The organism is Streptomyces tibetensis (assembly GCF_040647715.1).
GTDB lineage: Bacteria > Actinomycetota > Actinomycetes > Streptomycetales > Streptomycetaceae > Streptomyces > Streptomyces tibetensis_A.
Genome location: NZ_JBEZCR010000021.1, coordinates 50,016 through 74,572 on the forward strand (window position 1 = coordinate 50,016; position 24,557 = coordinate 74,572).

Sequence of the window (24,557 nt, forward strand, 5' to 3'; positions counted from 1 at the left end):
TCGGGCACCATGGAAGGCATGGACGCCGAGCTGTTCCCCAGGGCCCGTACGCAGGTCGCGCCCGGCGCCGTGCACCTGCCCGACTGGCTGGACGCGCAACGCCAGTCGGCCCTGCTCGACGCCTGCCGCGACTGGGCCCGGCCGCCCGCCGGGCTGCGCACGGTCCGCACCCCCGGCGGCGGCACCATGACCGCCCGGCAGGTCTGCCTCGGCTGGCACTGGTACCCCTACGCCTACGCCCGCACGGTCGCCGACGGGGACGGCGCCCCGGTCAAGCCGTTCCCGCCGTGGCTCGGCGAACTCGGCCGCCGGGCGGTCCGCGACACCCTCGGCGGACCCGACCCGGACTACGACATCGCGCTGATCAACTTCTACGACGCCGACGCCCGCATGGGCATGCACCGCGACAGCGACGAGAAGTCCGACGCGCCGGTGGTGTCGCTCAGCCTCGGCGACACCTGCGTGTTCCGCTTCGGCAACACCGCCGCGCGCACCCGGCCCTACACCGACGTCGAGCTGCGCAGCGGCGACCTGTTCGTGTTCGGCGGCCCGTCCCGTCTCGCTTACCACGGGGTCCCGCGCATCCACCCCGGGACGGCACCGCCGGGGCTGGGGCTGACCGGGCGGCTCAACATCACGCTCCGGGTGAGCGGCCTCCCGCGCCCGGCGGACGGCGACCACGGCCGCACGGCGAGGCCGGGCGGGCAGGCTCGGCCACCATCCCGGCGGATCATGGGAGACTCGCCCTCATGAGCGGGAAGGCGGACCCCCGGCAGGCGGGGAACGGGAGCACTTCGAGGGCGCGACTGGACCGGGGGCGCGCAGCGCTCGGACCCGCACTGGAGCTCGTGCACACCGGACGTGCCCCGACCCGGGCCGTGCTCACCGCCGAGCTCGGGGTGACACGGGCGACCGCCGGCGCCGTCGCGGTCGAGCTGGAGGCACTCGGGCTGATCCGGGTCGACGCCCGGCCCGGCGCTGCGGCAGGCTCGCAGGGCAGGCCCTCCCACAAGCTGGCCGTCGCCGACGACGGGCCCGTCGCGCTCGCCGCGCAGGTGCACGCCGACGGGTTCCGGGCGGCGCTGGTCGGACTCGGCGGGCGAATCGTCGCCACCGCGCCCGGCTGCGAGGTCGTCGACGCCGACCCGGCCAAGGTGCTGGCCTCCGTCGTCGCGGCCGGTGCCGAACTGCTGCGCACGACGGGGCTGCGGTGCGTGGGCGCCGGCCTCGCCGTGCCCTCCGCCGTCGCCGAACCCGAGGGACTGGCGCTGAACCCCCTCCACCTGGCCTGGCCCGCGGGCGCGCCCGTGCGGGACATCTTCGCCGAGCAGGTGCGTGCGGCCGGCATCGACGGACCCGCGTTCGCCGCGAACGACGTCAACCTCGCCGCGCTCGCCGAGCACCGGCACGGCGCCGGCCGTGGCTCGCGGGACCTGCTGTGCGTGGCCACCGGCCACCGCGGCGTCGGCGGCGCGCTCGTCCTCGACGGCCGCCTGCACCGCGGGAGTTCGGGTCTCGCGCTCGAGGTCGGGCACCTCACCGTGCATCCCGAGGGGCGCCCCTGCCACTGCGGCAGCCGCGGCTGCCTCGACGTGGAGACCGACCCGCTGGCCTTCCTCACGGAGGCCGGACGCGAGCCGGGCCCCGAGGTGTCCCTGCTCCAGCAGTCCATCGACCTGATCCGTCACCACTACGACGACCCGGGCGTGCGCACCGCCGCCGAGGCACTCATCGACCGCCTCGGCCTCGGCCTCGCAGGCCTGGTCAACATCCTCAACCCGGACCGGATCATCCTCGGCGGCCTGCACCAGACCCTCCTCGACGCCGACCCCGGCCGTCTGCGTGCGGTCGTGGCCGACCGCAGCCTGTGGGGCCAGAGCGGCGGTGTCCCCATCCTGCCCTGCACCCTCGACCACAACAGCCTCGTCGGTGCGGCGGAACTGGCCTGGCAGCCGGTCCTGGACGATCCGCTCGGGGCGCTGGCCCCGAGGGCATGAACAGCCCTCGGGCGTGAGGCCGCGAAAGTGACCCCACCGGTATCAGGAGTGCCCGCCCCGCTTGCGGGAAGGCGCGCCGCCGAGCGGGCAGGCTGATCCGCAGGCAGTCCGCCCGCACCGCACCACCGAGGAAGTTGACGCAATGACCGACACACTCACCGTGAGCGTCCTGGGCACCGGCATCATGGGCGCCGCGATGGCCCGCAATCTCGCCCGGGCCGGACACACCGTCCACGCCTGGAACCGCACCCGCGCCAAGGCCGAGCCGCTGGCCGCCGAGGGGGTACGGATCGCCGACGGCCCCGCACAGGCGGTGCATGACGCCGATGTCGTCCTGACCATGCTCCACGACGGCCCGGCCGCCCTGAGCACCATGCGTGAGGCGGCCCCCGCCCTGCGCCCCGGCACCGTCTGGGTGCAGTCGACCACCGCGGGCATCGAGGACGTCGCCGAGCTGGCCGCCTTCGCCCGCGACCACGGGCTGGTCTTCTACGACGCCCCCGTCCTCGGCACCCGCCAGCCCGCCGAGGCCGGGAAGCTGACCGTGCTCGCGGCCGGCCCCACCGAGGGTCGTGAGAAGGCGACGCCGGTCTTCGACGCCGTCGGCGCCCGGACCGTGTGGAGCGGCGAAGACGGGGCGCAGGCCGGCGCCACCCGGCTGAAGCTGGTGGCCAACAGCTGGGTCCTGGCCGTCACGGCCGCCGCCGGCGAGGCACTCGCCCTGTCCAAGGCACTCGGCGTGGACCCGCACGGCTTCTTCGACCTGGTCGCAGGCGGCCCCCTCGACATGGGCTATCTGCGAGCCAAGTCCGATCTCGTCCTCGAAGACAGGCTCACCCCGCCCCAGTTCGCGGTGGGCACCGCCGCCAAGGACGCCCGGCTCATCGTCCGGGCCGGCGCGGACAACGGTGTCCGCCTGGACGTCGCCGAAGCGACCGCCGCCCGTATGGAACGTGCCGCAGCCCAGGGCCACGCCGACGAGGACATGGTCGCGGCCTACTTCGCCAGCTTCGACGAAAAGACCGACTCCTAGGAGGTTCCCCTCATGTCCAAGCCGCCGCTGCCGCCCGAGGCCGAGGCCCTGCTGAGCCAGCCCAACCCGTGCGTGATGGCCACGCTGCGCTCCGACGGCGCCCCCGTCTCCACCGCCACCTGGTACCTGTGGAAGGACGGCCGTGTGCTGATCAACCTCGACGAGGGCCGGGTACGCCTCAAGCACCTGCGCCGCGACCCGCGCGTCACCCTCACCGTCCTCGCAGGCGACGACTGGTACACCCACGTGACCCTCATCGGCCGCGTCGCCGAACTGCACGCCGACGAGGATCTGGCCGACATCGACCTCCTGGCCCGGCACTACACCGGCAAGCCCTATCCGGACCGTGTCCGCCCCCGGGTGAGTGCCTGGATCGAGGTCGACCGCTGGCACGGCTGGGGCTCCATGAAGGACAGTGACCAGGCCGGCGGCTGAGACCCTCGACCGGGCCCGTCAGCGCCACTCGGTTCCGAACGCCCGGCCCGGGTTCTCCGTGAGGATGCGCCTCACCAGTTCCTCGCCCACGGCGTGCACGAGCCGTGGCCGCACCCGGCGCAGCAGGTACGGCATACCGGGGCCGCCGTCCACCGAGCGGGCGGCGGCCGTGGTGGTGTCCGCGCCGAGCAGCAGCCGGTCGCCGAACCCGGCGTCCGCGAGGGCCTGGACGGCCTCCGGCATCCGCCAGTCCGTGGCGTGGTGGGTGCGGGACGGCCCGTCGAAGGCCAGGTAGCAGCCGTACTCCGCCGCCTGCCGGTGCACCACCAGGTCGGGGGAGCGGTTGAGGTGCCCGAGCACCACTCGGTCCGGCGGGACCTCCAACTGCCCGCAGAGCAGGTCCAGTACGTCCAGCGCGCCGGTCCCCATCTCCAGGTGCACGGTGATCGTCGCACCCGTGGCGTGATGCGCCTCGGCCGCCGCCCTCATGGTCCAGCGGGCGTGCGCGTCCAGTGCGTGGAAGCCGCCCGCGACCTTGACGAGCCCCGCCCGTACCCCCGATGTCCCGATGCCGTCGGTGAGTTCGGAGACGAAGACCTCGGCGAGCCGGTTCCGCAGCCCGGTGAGCGTGTCCTCGTCGTAGTGCACGGCCTGGTGCAGGCCGGTCGCCGCCACCACGTGCACACCGGTCTCCCGGGACAGCGGCGGCAGATCGGCGACCCGCCGCCCGAGCCCGTACGGCGTCCACTGCACGACGGCCCCGCCACCCTGCTCCCGGAACGCCGTCAGCTCCGCCCGCGCCGACGGCACGCTGCGCAGCTCCTGGCCGGGCAGCCGTGGACTGCCGAAGAACAGATGGTCATGCGCGTCGCACACTCCCAGGTCCGCCGGGGCCACGTCTCCCAGCACCGTGCGGACAGCGCTCACCACTGGCGTCCCCGGGGCAGCCGGTCCCGGCCCGGCGCGGACAGGTGCAGCACCTCGAACACGTCACCGTCGGCCTTGGGCGCGTCGTGCTCCCAGAGGGAGAAGTGCACCAGCTCCCAGCGGCCGGTGTCGACGGCCGCGGCGGCGAGCACCGCCCCGTCCCGGGCCGCCAGCCGCCTGGCCTCACCCACCGCTTCCTCCACGGCGTCGGTCAACGGCCCGTCGTCCCGCACCGGTTGACGCCGCCGCACCGCGAACCGCGCGTGCGAACCGTTTCCTTCCTCGTACGCCAGTCCCGTCCACTGCCGCGCCGACGGCCGCCCGAAGTCGTCACTGACCCCCTGGAACCCACCGCCCCACAGAAAGGCGTTCATCCCGTCGACGGTGTTCCAGAGGTAGAAGGGCGCGTACTGGTTGACCGGCGAGGCGCGCTGCCCGCGCTCGCGCACCAGGTAGGCCTTGAGGCCGAGCCCGTCCCAGTGGTCGAGCAGATGTCCCCGGCGGGCGACACGGTCGCGGATGATGCCCATGTCGTAGTCCGCGGGCAGGGTGAGCGCGTACTGCATGGCGTGCATGGAGGTCTCCTCAACAGGGCCGGGGTGCCAGCAGGGACAGCAGGCCCCGGACGCCCGCGTCGAACGCGGCGGGGGAGCCGGAGGCGCGGGCCAGGACGTAACCGCCCTGGACGGTCGCGACGACCGCCGCCGCGATCTCCTCGGCGTCGAGGCCGGCCGCGAACTGTCCCTGGACCTTGCCCTCTTCGACGATCCCGGCGATCCGTCCGCGCAGCCAGTCGAGCGTCTCGTCGACCGGCGCCCGCAGTTCGGCGCTCGCGATCACGTCGGGGTCCATCGTCAGCCGGCCGACCGGGCAGCCCCGCAGCACGTCCCGCTCGCGGCGCAGATACGCCTCGATCCGCTCGTACGGCGTGCCCGGGGCGTCGAACACGCCCGCGGCGGTGGCCCGCATCTGCTCGGCGGTTCGCCGGATCGCGGCCAGGGCGAGATCGGGCTTGCCCTTGAAGTGGTGGTACATGCTGCCCTGTCCGGCGTCCGCACGCTCCAGGATCGCCTTGGGGCTGGTGCCCACGTAGCCGCGCTCCCACAGCAGTTCGCGGGTGGACTCGATCAGCCGTTCCGGGGTGCTCATGCCCTCACTGTACATACCGGTAGTTACAGAAGTCGAGGGCGCACGAAGCAGTCCTGGCACGCCCGCCTACTCCCCGCGAGGTACACCGGGTGCCGCTGCCCGTACGACGACCGGGGGCCCCTCGCGGGGCGACTCTCGAAAGCGACACACGACATGCAGCGATCGAGGAGTGGGACGACATGCAGACCTTGGCGAATTTCGGTGACGGTGGCGGGCCGGGCCCGTGGATCCTGCTGTTCCCGGTGATCTGGTTGCTGGTGATCGGCGGCGGCATCACGCTGCTGCGCCGCACCGTGTGGCGCGGACGCCGCGGCGGCCCCGGGCAGCGGCCCACGGTCGGGAACGACTCGCCCATCGCCGTACTCGGACGCCGCTTCGCCTCCGGCGACATCGACGAGGACGAGTACTGGCGCCGACTGTCCGTGCTGAACGAGGAGTTCGGCCACAAGGGAGGCGCGGGATGATCAGGCGCGGCCGGCGCCGCGCGCGACCGCGACCGGCCCGGCGCGCGGCACGCACGGCCGTGCGGCGCGCCGTCGCGTCACGGTGGCAGTGGAGGACACCGCGGGAGCGCACGCGACGGCGCACGCCTCCGGCGCACCAAAGGGGTCCTTTCACTATGAGCGTCCGATCAGGCCGCGCGACCCGGACGGGCATAGTGAAAGGACCCCTGAGGGGGAACGGTGGTCACCGCCCGGTCAGCCGGCAACGGCGGACCGGGCGGGAGCATGGTCGGGCCTGAGCCCGTCGGTGGACGCCCCGACCTCGGCGAACCGGCGCTCGGGCCTGTCCTGTACCGTGCGCCGCGTACGGAGCGACGGCGCCGTCATCACGGGGGCGGACGTCGGCAGGGTGAACCACACGACCTTGCCGGACTCGCCGTCCGGCCGGACGCCCCAGCTCTCGCTCATGGCGGCGACCATGGCGAGCCCACGCCCGCAGGTCGCCATCGGTGCGATGTCCTGAGGGTCCTCCACCACGGGCATGCGGGGATCGCCGTCGCGCACCGAGACCCTGAGCCGGTCGAGCAGCAGCTCTATCTCCACGGTGCACGTCTTGTCGGGCTGGGCGTGCCGGTGGACGTTGGACAACAGCTCCGTCACGCCGAGCGAGGCCCGGTCGATCAGGGGATCCAGATGCCAGTAGCGCAATTGCGCAGATACGATTCTGCGGACCTGGCCGATCCGCGACGGCAGGGCTTGGAGCTCCACCGTGCAGTGCCTGCTTGGGTAGCTGATCACGGCTGCGACTCCCCGACGTGAGGTCCGGAAGAACACGGGATTCGGATCCAGCAGGGCGCCTGCGTGACACTGCCGCCTGCTGTCGTGGCCGGCGGGCTGGTTCGCAGCGTTATCGCCGGTAAACCCAGAGTGACGTGAGACCAGAGTGGCGCAGGGGGTGAGGTACCGCAACTCGCGGACATCTCAGTCGCCACGCCCCGCTGCCCGGCGCACGGCCTCGATGAAGCGCCGCGCGGCCGGCGGGCCCGGCTCTCCCGGCGCGGGGTCGTTCTCGCCCAGGGTGAGCAGGTACCGCTTGCCGTTGAGATCCGCCGTGGCCCGGTCATCGGGGCCGAACCAGGGCCTGGAGGCGCGCACGGCCTGCACCGGGGCGCTGTCGATCTCACTGCCGTAGCTGGTCAGGAGCTCCAGCCGGCCGTCGTTGATCCGGACCTGTCCGGCCCGGGTGAGCGAGCGCAGCCGCTTCCCGATCCGTACGCCCGTGGCCCTGAACTCCGGCTCTCCCATGCCACCGCCCCCTGGTGCGCGTCGGTGTACCGGCTCGCTGCGGCGATGCCCGGTACGGGCTCGTGTCCTGTTCCAGTGTGCCCCGGCCCTGGTCCCGCCGTGCAGTCTGCCCCGGCCCGGCGCCGAGCACCAGTGCCCGCGTCCCCCTCGCCGGGGGGCGCCCGCAGCACGCTCACGAGTGCGCCCCTGGGACCACGCGCCCCCTTGCCCCGGCTCTGCTCCTGGGGGCGCTTTGGGGGGCTCAAAGATGCGTTTATGCAGGTGAGAAGCGTGCGAGAGGTGCTTATGATCGGAGGTGTCGGCCGCGCGACGCGTCGACGGCGCGCAGCGTTAGGAGCCCCCCGTGAGCACTTCCCGGCAGACCCGGACCGGCGTCACCCTCGACGTCGACCACAGCGACGTCGGCTATCGGACGTGGCTCAAAGAAGCCGTTCGAAGAGTCCAGGCCGACGCCAACCGCTCGGCCGACACCCACCTGCTCCAGTTCCCCCTGCCGGAGCGGTGGGGCATCGACCTGTACCTGAAGGACGAGTCGACCCACCCCACCGGCAGCCTCAAGCACCGCCTCGCCCGTTCCCTCTTCCTCTACGGCCTCTGCAACGGCTGGATCCGGCCGGACCGGCCCGTCATCGAGGCCTCCAGCGGCTCGACGGCCGTCTCCGAGGCGTACTTCGCGAAGCTGATCGGCGTGCCGTTCATCGCCGTCATGCCGCGCACGACGAGCGCCGAGAAGATCCGCCTCATCGAGTTCCACGCCGGCCGATGTCACTTCGTGGACGACCCTCGCACGATGTACGCGGAGTCCGCCCGCCTCGCGGCAGAGACCGGCGGCCACTACATGGACCAGTTCACCTACGCCGAACGGGCCACGGACTGGCGCGGGAACAACAACATCGCCGAATCCATCTTCCGCCAGCTGCGCCTGGAGCGGTTTCCCGAGCCGGCGTGGATCGTCGCCACGGCGGGCACCGGCGGCACCTCGGCGACCCTCGCGCGCTACGTCCACTACATGCAGTACGACACCCGCGTCTGCGTGGCCGACCCCGAGAACTCGTGCTTCTTCGAGGGCTGGACCACCGGCGATCCGGACGTCACCTGTGACTGCGGCTCGCGTATCGAGGGCATCGGCCGGCCCCGTATGGAACCGAGCTTCGTGCCCGGCGCGATCGACCGGATGATGAAGGTGCCCGACGCGGCCAGCGTCGCCGCCGTACGGGCCCTGGAGCGCGCCATCGGCCGCAAGGCGGGCGGCTCGACCGGTACCGGGCTGTGGAGCGCGCTGAAGATCGTCGCCGAGATGGTGTCCGACGGCCGGCAGGGCAGCGTCGTGACCCTGCTGTGCGACCCGGGGGACCGGTATCTCGACAAGTACTACTCGGACGCCTGGCTGGCCGGCCAGGGACTGGACATCGAGCCGTACACCGCCGCGATCGACTCACTCCTGAAGACGGGCGTCTGGCCCGCCTGAGCCGGACACCGGCCGCCGGGCCCTCAGGGGTGGGAGCGGGTGACGCACGGGGGCGCCACCCTGGTTGAGGGGCCGTCAGGCGTCCTCGGCGTCCTCGGGCTCCCCGGCCACCACCAGCCGCCGCAGATGGTCCGCGACCACCCCGCGCGCCTCTTCCGGCAGACCGGCGTCCGTCACGAGTGTGTCGACCCGCTCCAGCGCGGCGAACGAACTCAGGCCCACCTTGCCCCACTTGGTGTGGTCCGCGACCACGACCACCCGGCGCGCCGACTGTACGAGCCGCCGGTTCGTCTCCGCCTCGGCGAGATTCGGCGTCGACAGGCCGGCCTCGACCGATATGCCGTGCACCCCGAGGAACAGCAGATCGAAGTGGAGGGCCGCGATCGCCTGGTCGGCGACCGGTCCCACCAGCGAGTCCGAAGGCGTACGCACCCCGCCCGTCAGCACGACCGTGGCCGCACCCTGCCGCGGGCCCGAGGTGCGCTGCGCCGCGTGGAACACATCGGCGACCCGCACCGAGTTGGTGACCACCGTGAGGTCCGGTACGTCCTGCAGCTGGTGCGCCAGCGCGAACGTCGTCGTACCGCCCGACAGGGCGATCGCCGCGCCCGGCGCGACCAGCTTGGCCGCGGCGCGTGCGATGTCCTCCTTGGCGGTGAGCTCCAGGCCGGACTTGGCCTCGAAGCCCGGTTCGTGCGTGCTCGCCTCGACCACCGGGACCGCGCCGCCGTGCACCTTCTCCAGCACGCCCTGGCGGGCGAGCGCGTCGAGGTCGCGGCGGACCGTCATGTCCGACACGCCGAGCTTGCGGGTCAGCTCGTTGACCCGGACACCGCCCCGACGGCGGACCTCGTCGAGGATCAGGGATCGCCGCTGCTCCGCGAGGAGGTTCTGATTCTCGCTCACGTACGCTCCGGTCCTTTCGCCTCAATGCCGTCGACACGCCCCGCACACACCGGCTCTTACCAGGACATTCTTCCCGGCCGCGATGCGAGGACGTCCCATCCTCGCATGTCGGGGGGCGGGCAGCGCCACCGACCGCTCATCGCACTCCCGCCACCCACCACCGGTCTCCCCGCCCCGGTTTCATCACGGATCGGGAAGATTCCGTGACAGGGGGTGTGCGGCGCCGCGGAAGTGGAGATCCTTGTGCCGCACGGGCAGAGCCGACGGCGTGTCACGGGGAAGTGCACAAGTGGAGGAACGCGCGCAGGAACAGGCGTCGACCGGCGGACCGGACGGTCCCAGCACGCGGCGCGCCGAGAGCGGAACCGCCCTGGAGCTCCTGGTCCACGGCGTGGGCGGCACCACGCCGCAGGAGATGCTCAACGATCCGCGGACGGTGCGCATCACCGGCGACCACATCGCGGCCGTCTTCCGGCGCGCCGACGACGCCGACGCCGAGCACAGCCGCGACGACCGCCGCCGTGACGGGCCGGTGCCCGAGGCCTACGTCTGGTGCAACCTCACCTCCGGCAACGGAACCCGGGCCCTGTGGCTGTTGTTGCTGCCGTTCATGGTCGTCAACCTGGCCCACTGGATGCGCCCCACCGCCCACGGCCGCCGCCGGACCGTGCGGCTGTACGGCCTGCTGGTGCGGCTCGCGGGGCTCACCCTGACGGTGCTGCTCGTCGCGGCGGCCTGCGAGGTCGCCCTCGACCTGGCGGCCTGGCAGTGCGCGGGCACCGCCGCCTGCGCCGACCGCCACTCCTGGCTGGGCTTCCTCTCACCCACCGTCTCGGACGGCGGCTGGTGGAGCGCCCCCGGGCGACGGCTCGCCCTCGCCGCCGCCGTGCCCACCGCCCTGACCGTCCTGCTGTGGTACCTGTCCCGGCGCACCTGGAGCGACTACGAGTCCCAGCAGCCCATCGAGCGTGCCCCCGAGCCCGAAGGGGACGGTGGCCCGACGGCCCTCGGCCGGCCCGGGTTCTGGTACGGGCGCCGGCTGGTGGCCCGGCTGCGCGCCGCGCACACCGCCGCCGGCCTGATCACGGTCGCCGCCGCCGTCGCAAGCGCCGCCGCCCGCCACGACCGCCGCCCCGGCGGCCCCGCCGTACTCGGCACCCTGGGCCTGATCCTGGAAGCGGCTCTCGCGCTCTGCGCGGTCGCCGTGGTCTGGGTGGTGTGCCGCCGCGGCCGCAGCGAGAGACGGCTGGACCGCACACTCGACGAACGCTTCGTACGGCGGTTGCCGCTCGCCGCGCTCCTCCTGCTCGCCCTCGCCGTGGTGTACGCCGGGTGGGAGCGCCCGGGGTGGACGTCTCAGGGCCGGCTTCCGGGTGACACGACCTTCGGCGCGATCGCCCTGACCCAGGGCCTGCTCGTGGTCGTCCTCGGGGTCGTCGCGCACGTCCTGCACCGCACCGACCCCGACCGCCGGGCGGTGCTGCGGGGCCTGGGCGGGCCCGCGGTGGCGATGCTGGCCTGCGCGCTCGGCGGGGTGATGTCCGGCGGCGTGTCCCAGCGCGTGTCCGACTGGCTGGACGGCACCAGGGCCTCCATCGAGGGGCCACCGGTGCTGCTGACCTGGCAGGCGTCCGTGATCCCGCCGCTGCTCGTCGTGCTGCTGGGGCTCTTCGGCTGGCTGGCCCACCGCGCCTGGCAGCTGGCCCGCGCCGAGCGCGTCGCCGTGGCACTCGACTACCCGGACGAGAACCAGGACCGCGCCCGCACCCGCCGTATCGCCTACACCCGTGCGATGGCCTCGCTCACCGACCGCGGACCCCGCATCGTGGCGGTCACCTCCGGCGTCACCCTGCTGCTCGGCGCGGGAGCACTCGTGGGCGCCCTGGCCACCGACGAGACCCCGGGCCAGGCCGCGCAGGGCACCTACCCCGTCGTCCACGGCGCCGCCGAGACCTCCCAGGCCCTCGGCTCCTGGCTGATCGGCCTCGGTTTCCTCCTCTTCGTCACCTGGGGCCGACGCGCCTACAAGGACGCCGCGGCCCGCCGCACGATCGGCATCCTGTGGGACGTCGGCACCTTCTGGCCACGCGCCTCCCACCCCTTCGCCCCGCCCTGCTACGCCGAGCGCGCGGTGCCCGACCTGACCTGGCGGATGGCGACCTGGACACGCGTCACCGGCGGACGGCTGGTCATCTCCGGGCACTCGCAGGGCAGCGTCCTCGCCGCCGCGGCGGCCTGGCAACTCGCCCCGTCGGCCCGCAAACGCGTCGCCCTGCTGACCTACGGCTCCCCGCTGGAGCGCCTCTACGGCCGCTGGTTCCCGGCCCACTTCGGGCCCGCCGCACTCGTCTCCCTGCACCGTGACGTCGACTGCTGGCGGAACCTGTACCGGCTCACCGATCCCATCGGCGGCCCGATGCGGCTGCCCGGCGACCGCGGCCCCCAGGTCGACCACGCCCCGCTGATGGACCCCTTGGCCTACGGCCGCACCGCCCTGCTGCCGCTGCCGGCCCCGATCCTCGGCCACTCCGACTACCAGGCGGACCCGGTGTTCGCCGAGGAGCGCCGCACCCTGCTGGCCCGGCTGCGGCCCGAGGCGCCCTCAGAGCCCCCGGGGGTGACCTCTGAGCCGGGGGCACCCGCGGGGCCCCCGGGGGCACCCGCGGAGCCTCCAGAGGGCCGCTCGGAGCATCCGGAACTGCCTTCGCCACGCGATCAGGCGCAGCCGCCCGCCACCCAGGAGGATCCTCAGGGAAGCTCGGGCAGATCCTCGGCGTAGAGCAGCGTCAGGTCGTCCTTGTCCGGCTCCGGGAGCTGGGCGACCCGGCTCGCGTGCCGCTCGACCATGGCCTCGAACGTCTGCCGTGCGGTACGGCCGTTGCCGAACGCCGGGCCCTTGGGGAGCAGCGTGAAGTACTTCCCCAGAGCCTCGGCGGCGCCCGGCGCGAGCCGGTACTCGTGCTCCTCGGCCTGCTGCTCAACGATCCGCAGCAGGTCCTCCGGGCCGTAGTCGCTGAAGGTGATGGTCCGCGAGAAGCGCGACGCCACACCCGGGTTGACCGACAGGAAGCGCTCCATCTCGGCCGTGTAACCCGCGACGATCACCACGACCGCGTCCCGGTGGTCCTCCATCAGCTTCACCAGCGTGTCGATGGCCTCCTTGCCGAAGTCGCGACCGGCGTCCTGCGGGGAGAGCGCGTACGCCTCGTCGATGAACAGCACGCCGCCGCGCGCCTTTTCGAAGGCCTCCTGGGTGCGGATCGCCGTCGAGCCGATGTGCTCACCGACCAGGTCGACCCGGGACACCTCCACCAAGTGGCCCTTGTCCAGTACGCCGAGGGAGGCGAGGATCTCGCCGTAGAGCCGCGCGACCGTCGTCTTGCCGGTGCCGGGCGAGCCGGTGAAGACCAGATGGCGCTTGACCGAGGCCGCTTTCAGACCGGCCTGCTGACGGCGCCGGCCGACCTCGATCATGTCGGTCAGGGCGCGCACCTCGCGCTTGACGCTCTCCAGGCCCACCAGCGCGTCCAGTTCACCGAGGACGTCCTTGGAGGTCCTGGCCGGCTGCTCGGGCCCGGCGGCCGACGCCTCGGGCTCCGGTTCGGTGCGCGGTCCCGGGACCCCGCCCAGCAGGCCGGGGGAGTGGCTCGCCGACTGCACGGCTGTCTCCCGCGCCGCGGGCGCGCGCAGCCCCGCGCTCTCGTCGCTCGTGCAGTCCTCCATGACCGGACCCGCCCCGGACGCAGCGTCGGCGCCGCTGTCCGCGAACTCGTAACCTCCGCGCGCGCACCGCTCCGTGCGGCACTTGCGCAGCGTCGTACGGCTTCCGTCGATGACGTGGAAGCCGTAGCCGCCGCTGCCCGTCACCCGGCAGTTCAGGAAGCTGCCCCGGCCGCCGGCCGACACATAGACACCGGCCTCCGCGGGGGAGTCGATCGTGCAGCGCTCCACGGTGGGGTCGGCACCCTTGGTGACGATCACGCCGGTCTGGGCGCCGTCGACGGTGCAGCCGCTGAGCGTGCCGCCGCTGCCGTGGTCGCGGAACCAGGCGCCCGTCGCCGCGTCGCGGATCCGGCAGTCGTCGAGCTGCGCGGTCGCGCCGTCGCTCACCGACACGGCCGTGTTGCGCACCTGCGACAGGTCGCTGTCGACGACGTCCGCACGCGAACCCCGGTCGAGGACGAACAGTGCGTCCGGCACGTCGTGCACCCGGCAGGAGTCCAGTACGGCGGTGGCGCCGTCGCTGACCCACACCGCCGGATAGTCGCCCGTGCTGTCGAAGATCTCGCACTGGTTGGCGTCCACCCGGGTGCCCGGGTCCCACACCGACAGGCCGTTGCGCCCGAACTGCCGCACCGTGGTGCGGGTCAGGGTGAGAACGGAACGGGAGCGCAGGTCGACCGCGTTCTCCGGGATGTCGTGGATACGGCAGTCGGCGAGGGTCAATACCGCGTCCGTGTCGAGTGTGACACCGTCGGACGTCGTGCGGTGCACATCGCAGTCGGTGAGGTGCGCGGTCGCCCGGCCGGTGATCTGCACACCGCTGCCCCGGACTTCGTACACCTCGCAGCCCACGGCCTCCAGCGCCGTGTTCTCCCCGGTCGCCGACAGGCCCGAGCCCGAGGTGTGGTGCACCCGGCAGCGCTCCAGGCGCGGGTGGGCGCCGCCGCGCACCGCCACCCCCGCCTGGCCGGCCGCGACGATCTCGCATTCCTCGAACACGCCGCCCGCGCCGTCGACCACGGCGATGCCGATGCCCGCCGGGTTGTCGACCGCGCAGCGCCGCACCGTGGGCCGGGCGCTGCCGCGCACCTCGATCCCGGCCGCCGACCGTGTCACGACCCGCACGTCCCGCAGCTCCGGGGTGCCCTCCTCCACGAGCACGGCGGGGGCGGCAGCGTCCTGGCCCTCCACATGCAGGTCCTGGACCACCGCCGAGGCGCGCACGGTCAGCGGCACGCCGTCCACGGGCGCGATCCGCACCGAGCCGGGGGAGCCCTCGGGGCCGCGCAGGGTCACCGCGCGCTGCAGGACGAGGTTCTCCCGGTAGGTACCGGGCGCGACGGTGAGGACGTCTCCGTCGGCCGCGGCCTCCAGGGCGGCGGCGAGCGATGCGTACTCACCCGTGCGGCGCCGCCACCGCGACGTGCCGGTGTGCGTCACCTGGACCGTGCCCTGTGCCATGGTGTAGCTGTGCCCCCACCTCGGTCGTACTGATGGCTCGTCCGCCCTCGGGGCGCTTCGGCCGGGGTCGCGACCGCGACCGGGCCCGGCCCTCCGGGGCCCGGGCACGCACGCGGCATCGACACCGGCGCGTCCCTGAGGCTCGCTCGCGCGCGGGTTGTGCCGAACGGTTCGGCCGGACCACCGTAGCGTGCGCGCGGGTGGTGGGTTGACCAGAGCCGGAAGGCCGTCAGATGCCGGTGCCCGTCCTGCCCCAGTCCGGGCCCGCCTTGTCCCATGCCTGGTCCCAACGGGCGTACCGGCGGCGGGCCATGCGCCAGACGATCAGCCGCCTGCCGCCCTCTATGAGGCCTCCCGTCGCCAGGGCCGCGCCGAAGCCGGCGAGGACCGCGTGCGTCGAGGCGGTCGCGGAGTCGAGCGGGCGGGGCACCATCCGGCCGTGTCGGTCGGTCCATATCCGGAACGTGTCGCCCTGCCGCGGGTCCTTGAGGCTCGCCAGGGCGGGGCCCTGGTGCGCGGTGCCGTCCGGCGCCCTCCAGTCGGCGAGGACGCGGTTGCGCAGATCACGGCCCGATGACGTCTCGGGGTCGGAGTCCAGCGGGGAGCGGTCCAGCTTGCGGACCACCGTGGCGGTCACCAGGTGCCGTGCCTCGTGCTGCGCCCGCACCGAGCGCTGCAGCGCGTCCTGGGCCGACCCCCCGACGAGCGAGCCGGCCACCGGCGCGACCAGCAGAATCAGCAGCAGGGCGGCCAGCGCCACCCACGCCTCGGCCAGGTCGGTCGCGCGGCAGAGCGGATTGCGCCGCCAGCGCCAGAGTCCGCTGATCGCTCGCACGGCCTGCACCCCCTTCCCGCTCCGTGATACTCCCCGGCGGAGCCGTCCACGCACGGACCCGTCGAAGAGAGAGCCACGTCACCTCTCCCGGGCCGCTCATGAATTTCTCACACAAGCCCGAACGCCCGGGCCCCCGGCACGGTTCCCGCTCCGCCCGAAGAGCTATTCGAGGATCCTGAGCGGGTCCCCGACCCGGATCGTGCCGCGGGACAGAGGCACCAGATTTTGGCCGAAGACCAGCTTGCCGTCGCGCCGGCGGTGCCGTCCGAGGCTGAACAGGGGCTCGCGCCCGCGCTCTCCGGTGTCCTGGTCGGTGGTCGTCACCACGCACCGCCCGCAGGGCTTGGCCACGCGGAACGGCACGTCCCCGATGGAGAGGCGCGACCAGTCGTCCTCGGCCCACGCGGGGGTGCCCGTCACGACCACGTTCGGCCGGAAGCGGTTCATGGGCAGGGGGCCCTCGCCCGCGTACTCGCCCTGCGCGATGAGGGAGTTGAGGGCGTCGAGCGAGGCCGTCGTGGTGAGCAGCAGCGGAAAGCCGTCGGCGAAGGAGACGGTCTCACCGGGCCGCGCGTACTCCGGGGCCAGGGGTCTGCGCGTGGCGGGATCGTCCAGGTGTACCAGGCGCACCTCGATGCCGAGGTGGGAACTGCACCAGGCGTGCGCGGCCGCCTCCTCGGCCGGGACCGCCTCGACCTTGTCGCGGAAGATCTCCACCGGCACCGTGGCCGAGGGCCGGGGCACGGGAACGGCCAGCGACGGCATGCCCGGCGCGGACAGCCGGACGCCGCCGCCGGGCAGCAGTCCGGCGGCGACGAGGGCGAGTCGCGGCTGTTGGCGTTGGGTGACGACCTTTCCCCCGTCGTCGATCAGCACCCAGCGCCGGTCTCCGGCCAGCCCCCAGGGCTCGACGACGGCCTGTGCGGGCGCCAGGCCCCGGATCGCCTTGACCGGATGGACGTGAATCGAGTGCAGGTGAGCGTTCCCCATGGGGCCATCGTGCCAGCCGGCACCGACAGCCCCCGGAGTCCGGCTCAGTACCCGCGGTACTGCTGGCTGTTGTACGGGTCCTGATAGGGAGCCGGGGCCGGCCGGGGAGCCGCGGGGCGCATCGCCTCGTAGCCCGCGGGGGCCGCCGGACGCGGCTGCTGCGGCTGGGGGCCGGGGTAGCCGCGCGGAGCGGTGGCCTGCTGCGGGATGTACGCCGCGGGCGCCTGCTGCAGCGGGGCGGGCTGCTGCGCCTGCGGATAGCCGTAGGCGGACTGGGAGGGGGCTGCCGGAAGGGCGGGCAGCGCCGACGGGAGGGCGGGCAGGTTACTGCCCGGCATGTCGTACTGGGCGGGGACCCGGATCGGGGCGATCTGCGGGGTACCCCGCTCGGCGACGAGCCTGTCGTAGATCGGGGTGTCCGGGAAGGAGGCGGAGTAGTAGCCGCCGCCATAGGTGGAGCGGGGGGAGGTCATGCCACATAAGTTAAGCCAACTATGTGCTCGTTGGGGAGACCGATAAGAGGGTTGTTTTCCGTGTCCGCAGTGACCCGGGATCCCCAATGCGAGCGAACTCCCCAAAAAGGGGCGGCGGACTGGGCCTTGATCGTGTAAAGGCCGAGTTCCGGGCGGGTTACCGGCGGTCGGTCGCCGGTCTCCGTGGCGGTCGCACGGGGGACTTCGCCCCGGCGAGCAATTAGGTTGAGCGCACGAAACTCGACGGGCCGCCGGGACGGGCCTGGCGCGGCGACACGCAATGGGGGCGGACATGCAAATGCTGAAAGGTTCAAATACTCCGGTGCCGACCGCCGCGTTGCGCGTGGAATTGGGATGGCGGAGCGGAGCGGGCGTGCCTGACGCCGACGCCTCCGCTCTGCTGCTGGTGAGCGGGAAGGTCCGCTCCGACGCGGACTTCGTCTTCTACAACCAGCCCGTGCACTCCTCCGGCGCGATCCGGCACGAGGGCAAGCGCACCACCGGCGACCGGGTGACCGACACGCTCCTGGTCGACCTCGCGCGCGTGGAACCCGCCATCGAGACCGTCGTCCTCGCCGCCTCGGCCGACGGCGGTACCTTCGGGCGGATTCCCGACCTCTACATCGAGGTCCAGGACGGCGCCCAAGGCACCCCGGTGGCCCGTTTCGACAACCCGGGCGCCACCACCGAAACCGCTTTCGTGCTGGGCGAGTTCTACCGTCGCCAGGGCGCCTGGAAGTTCCGCGCCGTGGGTCAGGGCTACAGCAGCGGCCTCGAAGGGCTGGCCACGGACTACGGCATCACGGTGGACGAACCGCAGCAGGCGGCACCGGCCCCCGCCACGGCGCCGCCCGCAGCAGCCGCGCCCTCCGCCGTGTACGCGGCCCCCTCCACGCCGCGACCCGCCGCTCCGCCCCCGCCCGCCGCTCCGCCCCCGCCCGTCCCCCTCACCAAGGTGACGCTCACCAAGGCGGCCCCATCCGTTTCCCTCACCAAACAGGGCGGCACCTCCGGAGTGCTGCACGTCAACCTCAACTGGGAGGTGCGCAAGCAGTTCTCGGGGTGGAGCAGCAAGCTCGGGCGTCCGACCGCGATGCACTCCGACGTCGACCTCGACCTGTGCGCGCTGTACGAACTCACCGACGGCAGCAAGGGCGTCGTCCAGGCCCTCGGCAACAGCTTCGGAAGCCTGCACCGGCCGCCGTACATCCACCTCGACGGCGACGACCGCACCGGCGCCGTGTCGAGTGGTGAGAACCTCACCGTCAACCTCGACCACAAGAACGCCTTCCGGCGCATCCTCGTCTTCGTCACCATCTACGAAGGCGCCCGTTCCTTCGCCGACCTGCACGCCTCGGTCACCCTCCGGCCGCAGCACGGGGCGCCGATCGACTTCTCCCTCGACGAGTGCACGGTCCCCTCGCTCGTGTGCGCGCTCGCCCTCATCACGAACACCGGAGGCGACCTGGTCGTCCAGCGCGAGGCGCGCTACCTCGTGCCCGACCGCGGGGTGAGTCCGCAGCGGACCGTCGACCACGCCTACGGCTGGGGCATGAACTGGACTCCCGGCCGGAAGTGACGCCTGTGGCGGCCGTCAGCCCTCGTCGGGCAGGGCGTCCGGGCGCGCGTAGGTGCGGCCCTTCCAGGCCGCACCCCGTCCCCGGTAGTGCTGCACGGCCGAGTCGACGGTCATGAGGAGATAGAGGAACGCCGTGAACGGCAGCAGCGGAGCGAGCCACAGCGGCTGCCGGTAGTAGCGGAGCATCGGGACGTACGTCCCCGCCATGACGAGCCATGCGAGCCCGCCCAGGACGGCTGCCGAGGTGCTGCCGACGGCGAGGCCGGTCAGGACCGCCACGGGCGGGACCAGATACACCAGCGCCAGCCCGGCGACCGTCCCGGCGAGCAGCGGGAGGCTGTGCCGCAGCTGGGCGTACGCGCTGCGCGAGACCATGCGCCACAAGTCGTGCAGGCGCGGATACGGCCGCACGCTGTCCACCCGCTCGGCCAGCCCGAGCCAGACGCGGCCGCCCCCGCGCTTGACCGCCCGGGCGAGCGCCACGTCGTCGATGACGGCCTGCCGGATCGCGTCCGGGATCCGTGCCCGCTCCGCCGTCTCCGCCCTCAGCAGGACGCAGCCCCCGGCCGCGGCCGCCGTCCGGCCCGCCCCGGCGATCCGGCGGAAGGGATAGAGCTGTGCGAAGAAGTAGACGAACGCCGGCACGACGAACCGTTCCCACACGCTGTCCACCCGCAGCCGAGCCATCTGGGAGACGACGTCGTACCCACCGGAACGGGCCGCCGCCACCAGCTCCCGCAGACTGTCCGGGGCGTGCGCGATATCGGCGTCCGTCAGGAGGAGGTACTCGGGGTCACGCGCGCGTGCCAGCCCGATGCCGTGCCGCACCGCCCACAGCTTGCCGGTCCAGCCCGCCGGTGGCTCGCCCGGCGACCCCACCGTCAGCGGCAGCCCGCCGTTGCGGCGTGCCAGCTCACGCGCCAGCTCACCGGTGCCGTCCGAGCTGCCGTCGTCGACCAGGAAGATCTCAGCCCGTCCCGGGTAGTCCTGCGCGAGCAGCGAGGGCAGAGCGGAGGGCAGTACGGCCGCCTCGTCGCGGGCGGGGACGACGACGCACACGGACGGCCACACGTCCGGCTCCGTGCGCGACGGCAGTCGCACATCGGTGCGCCAGAAGAAGCCCTGACAGAGCAGCAGCCACAACCAGGCGAGGAGTGATCCAGCCGCAGTCCACACAACAGCGCTCACGGACGCAGTCTGCCCCACCGGCGCTTCCCCGGACGGCTCATCGTCTATCGTGATCGGGTGAAGATCGCGCTCATGGATTCCGGAATCGGTCTGCTGGCGGCCACCGCCGCGGTACGACGGCTGCGCCCCGACGCCGATCTCGTGCTCTCCCTGGACCCCGACGGCATGCCGTGGGGCCCGCGCACCGTCGAGGACCTGGCCGAGCGCGCCCTGGCCGTCGCCGAAGCCGCGGCGGCGCGCCGCCCCGAGGCCCTGATCGTCGGCTGCAACACCGCGACCGTGCACGCGCTGACCGCCCTGCGCGCCCGTTTCGAACCGGAGCTTCCGGTCATCGGCACCGTCCCCGCCATCAAACCGGCCGCGGCGGGCGGCGGACACCTCGCCATCTGGGCCACCCCGGCCACAACGGGCAGCCCCTACCAGCAGAACCTGATCAAGGACTTCGCCGGGGGCGTGCCCGTCACCGAGGTGCCCTGCTGGGGCCTGGCCGAGGCCGTGGAACACGCGGACGAGGCGGCGATCGACGCGGCGGTGTCCGCGGCCGCCGCCCTCACCCCGGACGAGGTGACCACCGTCGTCCTCGGCTGCACCCACTACGAACTGGTCGCCGAGCGCATCCGGGCCGCCGTCCAGCGACCCGGCCGCCCGCCCTTGGTACTGCACGGCTCCGCCGGAGCCGTGGCCGCCCAGGCCCTGCGCCGCCTCGGCCGGCAGCCCGCCCCGGGGGCCACCCCGCAGGGCACGCTCACCGTGCTGCTGAGCGGACGCGAGGGAACGCTGCCCGCCCCTGCCCTGGCCTACGCCGAAGGGCGTCTGCTGCAGGCGGTCACGCCCGCCCGTTGACCGGACAGCCGGTCACCGAAGGTCATCGGCGGCCCGGCTCGGCGTGACGCCCGCGTGGCGCAGTCACGCTCCGCCACGAGGTACCAGCGGAGCGAAATCTGAGTACCCTCAAGGCATGAGGGACCACCGCCACGGCGAGAACGCCCCCCACCCGCACATGGACGTCTGGACCGGCCGTGCCACGAACCGGGTGCAGTGGCTGCTGGCGCTCGTGGGCGCCGCCTGCATGGCACTCGGCGTCGAGCTGGCCGTCGACTCGGCCTGGACCTCCGGCATCGCCCCCCTGGTCATGGCCGTCGTGGGATGCATCGCCGCGGGGCTGCTGGTCCTCTTCGGAACCCTCGCCTTCGTGCACGTCGCCCTGCGGGTCGACGAGGAGCACCTCGAGGTGCGCTGCGGCCACATCGGCGTGCCCCGCCGCCGCATCCCGCTCTCCAGCGTGGCCGGCGCCACGTACATCTCCCATGTCACGCCCCGCCACTGGGGCGGCTGGGGTTACCGGTGGCGGCCGGAGAAGGGCACCGCGGTGGTCGTACGACGCGGCGAGGGAGTCGAGCTCGAACTGTGGGACGGGCACACCTTCACGATCACCGTGGACGACGCGGAGGCCGCCGTACGGGTGATCGAGGCACGGCTCAGGCCCACCAAGCCGGGCGCTTCCGCACACTGAACCGCGGGGGCCTCGTCACCGGCTGTGATCACCGGTATTGATCACGGAAGTGATCACGGACTGCTGTCTTCGGCCTGTGGGTACCGGACGGTGGCGCCCATGACGCCGGACGCCGGGTGCCCGCGGCGGGCTCGGGGTAGACAGCGCTGCGGATCGGTGGCACCGGGCCGGGTCGGACGCTCCGCGGGAGGGGGGACACGGCCGCAGGGGGGTCACCACGCTGGGGTGCGTCCCGCTCCGCGTGCCTGGCTTCGCGCGGTACGGCCCGACGGCTCGTCGGCGAGGGGGCGCGCCGTGGCCATGCCCGCCAGCAGGCCGGCTCCGACGGACACCGCCGTGAAACTCAGCGCGTTGCCGATGGCGGCGATCACCGCGAGTGCCGTCAGGGCCGCGCCGGCGGTGAGCGCCACCGGCGTCGGGCGCGGACCGCGCCACAGGGCGTAGAGGACCCAGCCGAACACGGCCGCGAGCAGGGCCACCCCGACGATCCCCTGTTCCGCCGCCTGCTGCAGGGGCGCCGAATGGGGCTTGTCGTCGGACAGCAGGGACTGGGCGGACGTCGCACTCAGCTCCCCGAAGCGGCCCGGGCCGGCCCCCAGCAGGGTGTCGTCGCCCAGCAGCTGCCATGCGTCCTGCCACAGCCGGACGCGGTGCGGCGTCAGCCGCCCCTCCAGAGCCGCCACGAAGCCGCCGGGCACGGCCCGCGCCGCAACGGCCCAGACCAGACCGGTGGCCAGAGCGGCGACCGCGGCCAGTACGGCCGTACCGGCGCCGCGGTGGCGGGTGCGGCCGGCGGCGAGCGAGCACAGCAGGACCGCGAGGCAGGTCGCGAAGCCGCTGGTGGAGCCGAGCACGGCCGCCAGCAGTGCGGTCCCGGCCGCCAGCAGACGCAGGGCGAGCCGAACGGCCGGCACCGGCGTGGCCCAGGCCGCACAGCACGCGGCACCGGCCGACAGGGTCAGTACGGCGGCGGTGGCCCCCGCATGCCCGAGCGGTGCCGCGATCTGCGGGCCCGGCGCGAGCTGGGGGACGGCCACCGTCAGCGCGATGCCGGCCAGTGCCCCGGCAAAGGGCGCGCCGACGGGCAGCAACGCCCCGCTGATCCGTCCGGCGGCGTACCCGGCGGCCACGGCCAGCACCGCCAGGAGCACCCCCTCGGGCCTGCCGTCGTGCACGGCCGCCGTGATCAGTGACCAGGTGGCGCAGGCACCCAGCACCACGACACCGGCCGTGTCGGAAACGATTCGTCTCTCACCGTCCGCGTCCGCCCCGGACGCGGACGTCATCCCGCTGGAACCCACCCCGCCCGCCCCCCGGCGCACCGTCGCCCCCGACCTGTGAAGACCCCGGCCGTCACGAGCCGCCAAGGGCCGTACGACTGAGGCTGGGCACACCGTAGCGGCTGGTGGACGTTTTGAGGATGTGTCGTGACGAAATGAACAGGGAGTCCGCGGTGCACACCGCGCTGTCGGCTCCCAGGTCACGCGTCTTACACTCCGGGAGTGACCGTCACCGCAACCTCCGTCGGCGAGGCGGACCAGCTGAAGCCGCGGACCGCGCCCGGGGCGCGGACGTGGGCGCGGCTCGTCCGTCTCGCTCCGGCCGCCGCAGCCGCGCTCTTCGGCCTGCTCCTCTACGTCTCCTTCCCGCCCCGCACGCTGTGGTGGCTGGCGCTGCCGGCGTTCGCCGGTTTCGGCTGGGTGCTGCGCGGCCGCGGCTGGAAGGCGGCGCTCGGGCTCGGCTACCTCTTCGGCCTCGGCTTCCTGCTGCCGTTGCTGGTGTGGACCGGAGTGGAGGTGGGGCCGGGGCCCTGGCTCGCCCTGGTGGCGATCGAGGCCCTGTTCGTCGCCGCGGTCGGCGCGGGCGTCGCGGCCGTGTCCAAGCTCCCCGGCTGGCCGGTGTGGGCGGCCGCCGTGTGGATCGCCGGCGAGGCGGCACGCGCGCGTGCGCCCTTCAACGGCTTCCCCTGGGGCAAGGTCGCCTTCGGACAGGCGGACGGAGTGTTCCTGCCGCTCGCCGCGGTGGGCGGCACCCCTGTGCTCGGCTTCGCGGTCGTCCTGTGCGGCTTCGGACTGTGCGAGGTCGTCCGGCTGGCGGTGCGATGGCGGCGCACCGGTGAGGTACGGCGTGCTGCGGCGGCCATGGGCCTGCTGAGCCTGGCCGTCCCGGTTGTCGGCGCGGTCGCGGCCCGGCCGCTCGTGAGCGACACGGCCGAGGACGGCACGGCCACCGTCGCGGTGATCCAGGGCAACGTCCCCCGCGCCGGCCTCGACTTCAACTCCCAGCGCCGGGCCGTACTCGACTACCATGCGCGCGAGACCGAACGCCTGGCCGCCGAGGTCGAGGCCGGGAAGGTCGCGCGCCCCGACTTCGTGCTCTGGCCGGAGAACTCCTCCGACATCGACCCCTTCGCCAACCCGGACGCCCGCGCCGTCATCGACGCCGCCGCGCGGTCCATCGGCGTGCCCATCTCGGTGGGCGGTGTCGTCGAGCGGGACGGCAAGCTGTACAACGAGCAGATCCTGTGGGACCCGGCGAAGGGCCCCGTCGACACGTACGACAAACGCCAGATCCAGCCCTTCGGCGAGTACCTGCCGTTGCGCCCGCTCATCGGTGCGATCAACAAGAACTGGACGGCGATGGTCCGCCAGGACTTCAGCCGGGGCACCGAGCCGGGCGTGTTCACCATGGACGGAGCCAAGGTCGGCCTCGTCACCTGTTACGAAGCCGCCTTCGACTGGACCGTGCGCTCCGAGGTCATCGACGGAGCCCAGCTGATCTCCGTGCCGAGCAACAACGCCACCTTCGACCGCAGCGAGATGACCTACCAGCAACTCGCCATGTCCCGGGTCCGCGCGGTCGAGCACAGCCGCACCGTGACGGTGCCCGTGACCAGCGGTGTCAGCGCGATCATCATGCCGGACGGCAGGATCACGCAGAAGACCGGCATGTTCGTGGCCGACTCCCTGGTGCAGAAGGTGCCGCTTCGCTCCTCGCAGACCCCCGCCACGCGTCTCGGCATCCTGCCGGAGATCGCCCTCGTGCTGGTCGCGGTCGGCGGCCTGGGCTGGGCCGTCGGCGCCGGGCTGCGCGGGCGACGCGCCGGTGACGTGTAACCCGTACGCCCGTCGC

At 73.3% G+C, this 24,557-nt stretch carries 23 protein-coding genes; 11 read left to right on the top strand and 12 right to left on the bottom strand.

Annotation, left to right across the window (positions count from 1 at the left end; translation table 11 throughout):
* Window positions 1-18 precede the first annotated feature (18 nt).
* From AB0B29_RS36325 to AB0B29_RS36340, 4 genes are all read left to right on the top strand, one after another.
* A complete protein-coding gene (locus AB0B29_RS36325; RefSeq protein ID WP_362246785.1) occupies window positions 19-753 on the top strand; it encodes an alpha-ketoglutarate-dependent dioxygenase AlkB family protein in 735 nt (244 codons plus the stop codon).
* Window positions 750-1,997: an ROK family protein gene (locus AB0B29_RS36330; RefSeq protein ID WP_362246787.1), complete on the top strand. Its 1,248-nt coding sequence runs from the start codon at window positions 750-752 to the stop codon at window positions 1,995-1,997. The genes AB0B29_RS36325 and AB0B29_RS36330 overlap by 4 nt, the downstream gene beginning before the upstream one ends.
* Before the next feature lie 142 nt (window positions 1,998-2,139).
* On the top strand, window positions 2,140-3,030 hold the full coding sequence (locus AB0B29_RS36335) for an NAD(P)-dependent oxidoreductase (RefSeq protein WP_362246789.1): 891 nt from the start codon (window positions 2,140-2,142) through the stop codon (window positions 3,028-3,030).
* 12 nt (window positions 3,031-3,042) lie between these two features.
* A complete protein-coding gene (locus AB0B29_RS36340; protein ID WP_362246791.1) occupies window positions 3,043-3,465 on the top strand; it encodes a PPOX class F420-dependent oxidoreductase in 423 nt (140 codons plus the stop codon).
* Between the two features lie 18 nt (window positions 3,466-3,483).
* Here AB0B29_RS36340 and AB0B29_RS36345 read toward each other — a convergent pair whose 3' ends face one another.
* From AB0B29_RS36345 to AB0B29_RS36355, 3 genes are read right to left on the bottom strand one after another with little or no spacing between them, the layout of a single operon-like run.
* Window positions 3,484-4,392, bottom strand: a complete 909-nt coding sequence (locus tag AB0B29_RS36345) for a phosphotriesterase family protein (RefSeq protein WP_362246793.1) — start codon at window positions 4,390-4,392, stop codon at window positions 3,484-3,486.
* Window positions 4,389-4,967, bottom strand: a complete 579-nt coding sequence (locus tag AB0B29_RS36350) for a DUF4865 family protein (protein WP_362246795.1) — start codon at window positions 4,965-4,967, stop codon at window positions 4,389-4,391. Before AB0B29_RS36350 ends, AB0B29_RS36345 begins: the two co-directional genes overlap by 4 nt.
* 10 nt (window positions 4,968-4,977) lie before the next feature.
* Window positions 4,978-5,556, bottom strand: a complete 579-nt coding sequence (locus tag AB0B29_RS36355; protein ID WP_362246797.1) for a TetR/AcrR family transcriptional regulator — start codon at window positions 5,554-5,556, stop codon at window positions 4,978-4,980.
* A 164-nt stretch (window positions 5,557-5,720) separates the two neighbouring features.
* On the opposite strand from AB0B29_RS36355, the gene AB0B29_RS36360 reads away from it, so the two are divergent.
* A complete protein-coding gene (locus AB0B29_RS36360) occupies window positions 5,721-6,005 on the top strand; it encodes an SHOCT domain-containing protein (RefSeq protein ID WP_362246799.1) in 285 nt (94 codons plus the stop codon).
* Window positions 6,006-6,239: 234 nt separating this feature from the next.
* Here the strand turns inward: AB0B29_RS36360 and AB0B29_RS36365 are convergent, their stop codons facing one another.
* Window positions 6,240-6,782, bottom strand: a complete 543-nt coding sequence (locus tag AB0B29_RS36365) for an ATP-binding protein (RefSeq protein WP_362246801.1) — start codon at window positions 6,780-6,782, stop codon at window positions 6,240-6,242.
* 183 nt (window positions 6,783-6,965) lie between these two features.
* On the bottom strand, window positions 6,966-7,289 hold the full coding sequence (locus AB0B29_RS36370) for a hypothetical protein (RefSeq protein ID WP_352099575.1): 324 nt from the start codon (window positions 7,287-7,289) through the stop codon (window positions 6,966-6,968).
* Window positions 7,290-7,632: 343 nt separating this feature from the next.
* Here AB0B29_RS36370 and AB0B29_RS36375 point away from each other — a divergent pair, with 343 nt between their 5' ends.
* Window positions 7,633-8,757 (top strand): PLP-dependent cysteine synthase family protein, encoded by a 1,125-nt coding sequence (locus tag AB0B29_RS36375; protein WP_362246803.1) that lies wholly within the window; start codon window positions 7,633-7,635, stop codon window positions 8,755-8,757.
* 75 nt (window positions 8,758-8,832) lie between these two features.
* Here the strand turns inward: AB0B29_RS36375 and AB0B29_RS36380 are convergent, their stop codons facing one another.
* Window positions 8,833-9,663, bottom strand: coding sequence for a DeoR/GlpR family DNA-binding transcription regulator (locus AB0B29_RS36380; RefSeq protein WP_362246805.1), 831 nt, complete (start codon window positions 9,661-9,663; stop codon window positions 8,833-8,835).
* A gap of 415 nt (window positions 9,664-10,078) precedes the next feature.
* On the opposite strand from AB0B29_RS36380, the gene AB0B29_RS36385 reads away from it, so the two are divergent.
* Window positions 10,079-12,442: a hypothetical protein gene (locus AB0B29_RS36385; RefSeq protein WP_362246842.1), complete on the top strand. Its 2,364-nt coding sequence runs from the start codon at window positions 10,079-10,081 to the stop codon at window positions 12,440-12,442.
* On the opposite strand, the gene AB0B29_RS36390 is transcribed toward AB0B29_RS36385, so the two are convergent.
* From AB0B29_RS36390 to AB0B29_RS36405, 4 genes are all read right to left on the bottom strand, one after another.
* The gene (locus tag AB0B29_RS36390; RefSeq protein WP_362246807.1) at window positions 12,412-14,847 is read right to left on the bottom strand and encodes a right-handed parallel beta-helix repeat-containing protein; all 2,436 of its coding nucleotides are present in this window, start codon (window positions 14,845-14,847) and stop codon (window positions 12,412-12,414) included. The two genes, AB0B29_RS36385 and AB0B29_RS36390, sit on opposite strands and share 31 nt — an antisense overlap.
* 229 nt (window positions 14,848-15,076) lie before the next feature.
* Window positions 15,077-15,682, bottom strand: a complete 606-nt coding sequence (locus AB0B29_RS36395; RefSeq protein WP_362246809.1) for an Rv1733c family protein — start codon at window positions 15,680-15,682, stop codon at window positions 15,077-15,079.
* 162 nt (window positions 15,683-15,844) lie between these two features.
* Complete coding sequence (locus AB0B29_RS36400; RefSeq protein ID WP_362246811.1) at window positions 15,845-16,672, bottom strand: MOSC domain-containing protein; 828 nt, start codon at window positions 16,670-16,672, stop codon at window positions 15,845-15,847.
* A gap of 44 nt (window positions 16,673-16,716) precedes the next feature.
* Window positions 16,717-17,145 carry a DUF6643 family protein gene (locus AB0B29_RS36405; protein WP_362246813.1) on the bottom strand — a complete coding sequence of 143 codons (429 nt, stop codon included), beginning with the start codon at window positions 17,143-17,145 and terminating at the stop codon, window positions 16,717-16,719.
* A gap of 298 nt (window positions 17,146-17,443) precedes the next feature.
* Here AB0B29_RS36405 and AB0B29_RS36410 point away from each other — a divergent pair, with 298 nt between their 5' ends.
* Window positions 17,444-18,724, top strand: a complete 1,281-nt coding sequence (locus AB0B29_RS36410) for a TerD family protein (RefSeq protein WP_362246815.1) — start codon at window positions 17,444-17,446, stop codon at window positions 18,722-18,724.
* Between the two features lie 15 nt (window positions 18,725-18,739).
* Here AB0B29_RS36410 and AB0B29_RS36415 read toward each other — a convergent pair whose 3' ends face one another.
* Entirely contained in the window at window positions 18,740-19,930 is a 1,191-nt protein-coding gene (locus AB0B29_RS36415; protein ID WP_362246817.1) for a glycosyltransferase, read from the bottom strand.
* Window positions 19,931-19,969: 39 nt separating this feature from the next.
* Between AB0B29_RS36415 and AB0B29_RS36420 the strand changes: the two genes are divergently transcribed.
* Window positions 19,970-20,755 carry a glutamate racemase gene (locus AB0B29_RS36420; protein ID WP_362246819.1) on the top strand — a complete coding sequence of 262 codons (786 nt, stop codon included), beginning with the start codon at window positions 19,970-19,972 and terminating at the stop codon, window positions 20,753-20,755.
* A 115-nt stretch (window positions 20,756-20,870) separates the two neighbouring features.
* Window positions 20,871-21,425: a hypothetical protein gene (locus tag AB0B29_RS36425; protein WP_362246821.1), complete on the top strand. Its 555-nt coding sequence runs from the start codon at window positions 20,871-20,873 to the stop codon at window positions 21,423-21,425.
* 212 nt (window positions 21,426-21,637) lie between these two features.
* Here AB0B29_RS36425 and AB0B29_RS36430 read toward each other — a convergent pair whose 3' ends face one another.
* Window positions 21,638-22,711 carry an O-antigen ligase family protein gene (locus AB0B29_RS36430; protein WP_362246823.1) on the bottom strand — a complete coding sequence of 358 codons (1,074 nt, stop codon included), beginning with the start codon at window positions 22,709-22,711 and terminating at the stop codon, window positions 21,638-21,640.
* Window positions 22,712-22,927: 216 nt separating this feature from the next.
* Between AB0B29_RS36430 and lnt the strand changes: the two genes are divergently transcribed.
* Window positions 22,928-24,541, top strand: coding sequence for an apolipoprotein N-acyltransferase (gene lnt / locus AB0B29_RS36435; RefSeq protein ID WP_362246825.1), 1,614 nt, complete (start codon window positions 22,928-22,930; stop codon window positions 24,539-24,541).
* Window positions 24,542-24,557: the final 16 nt, after the last annotated feature.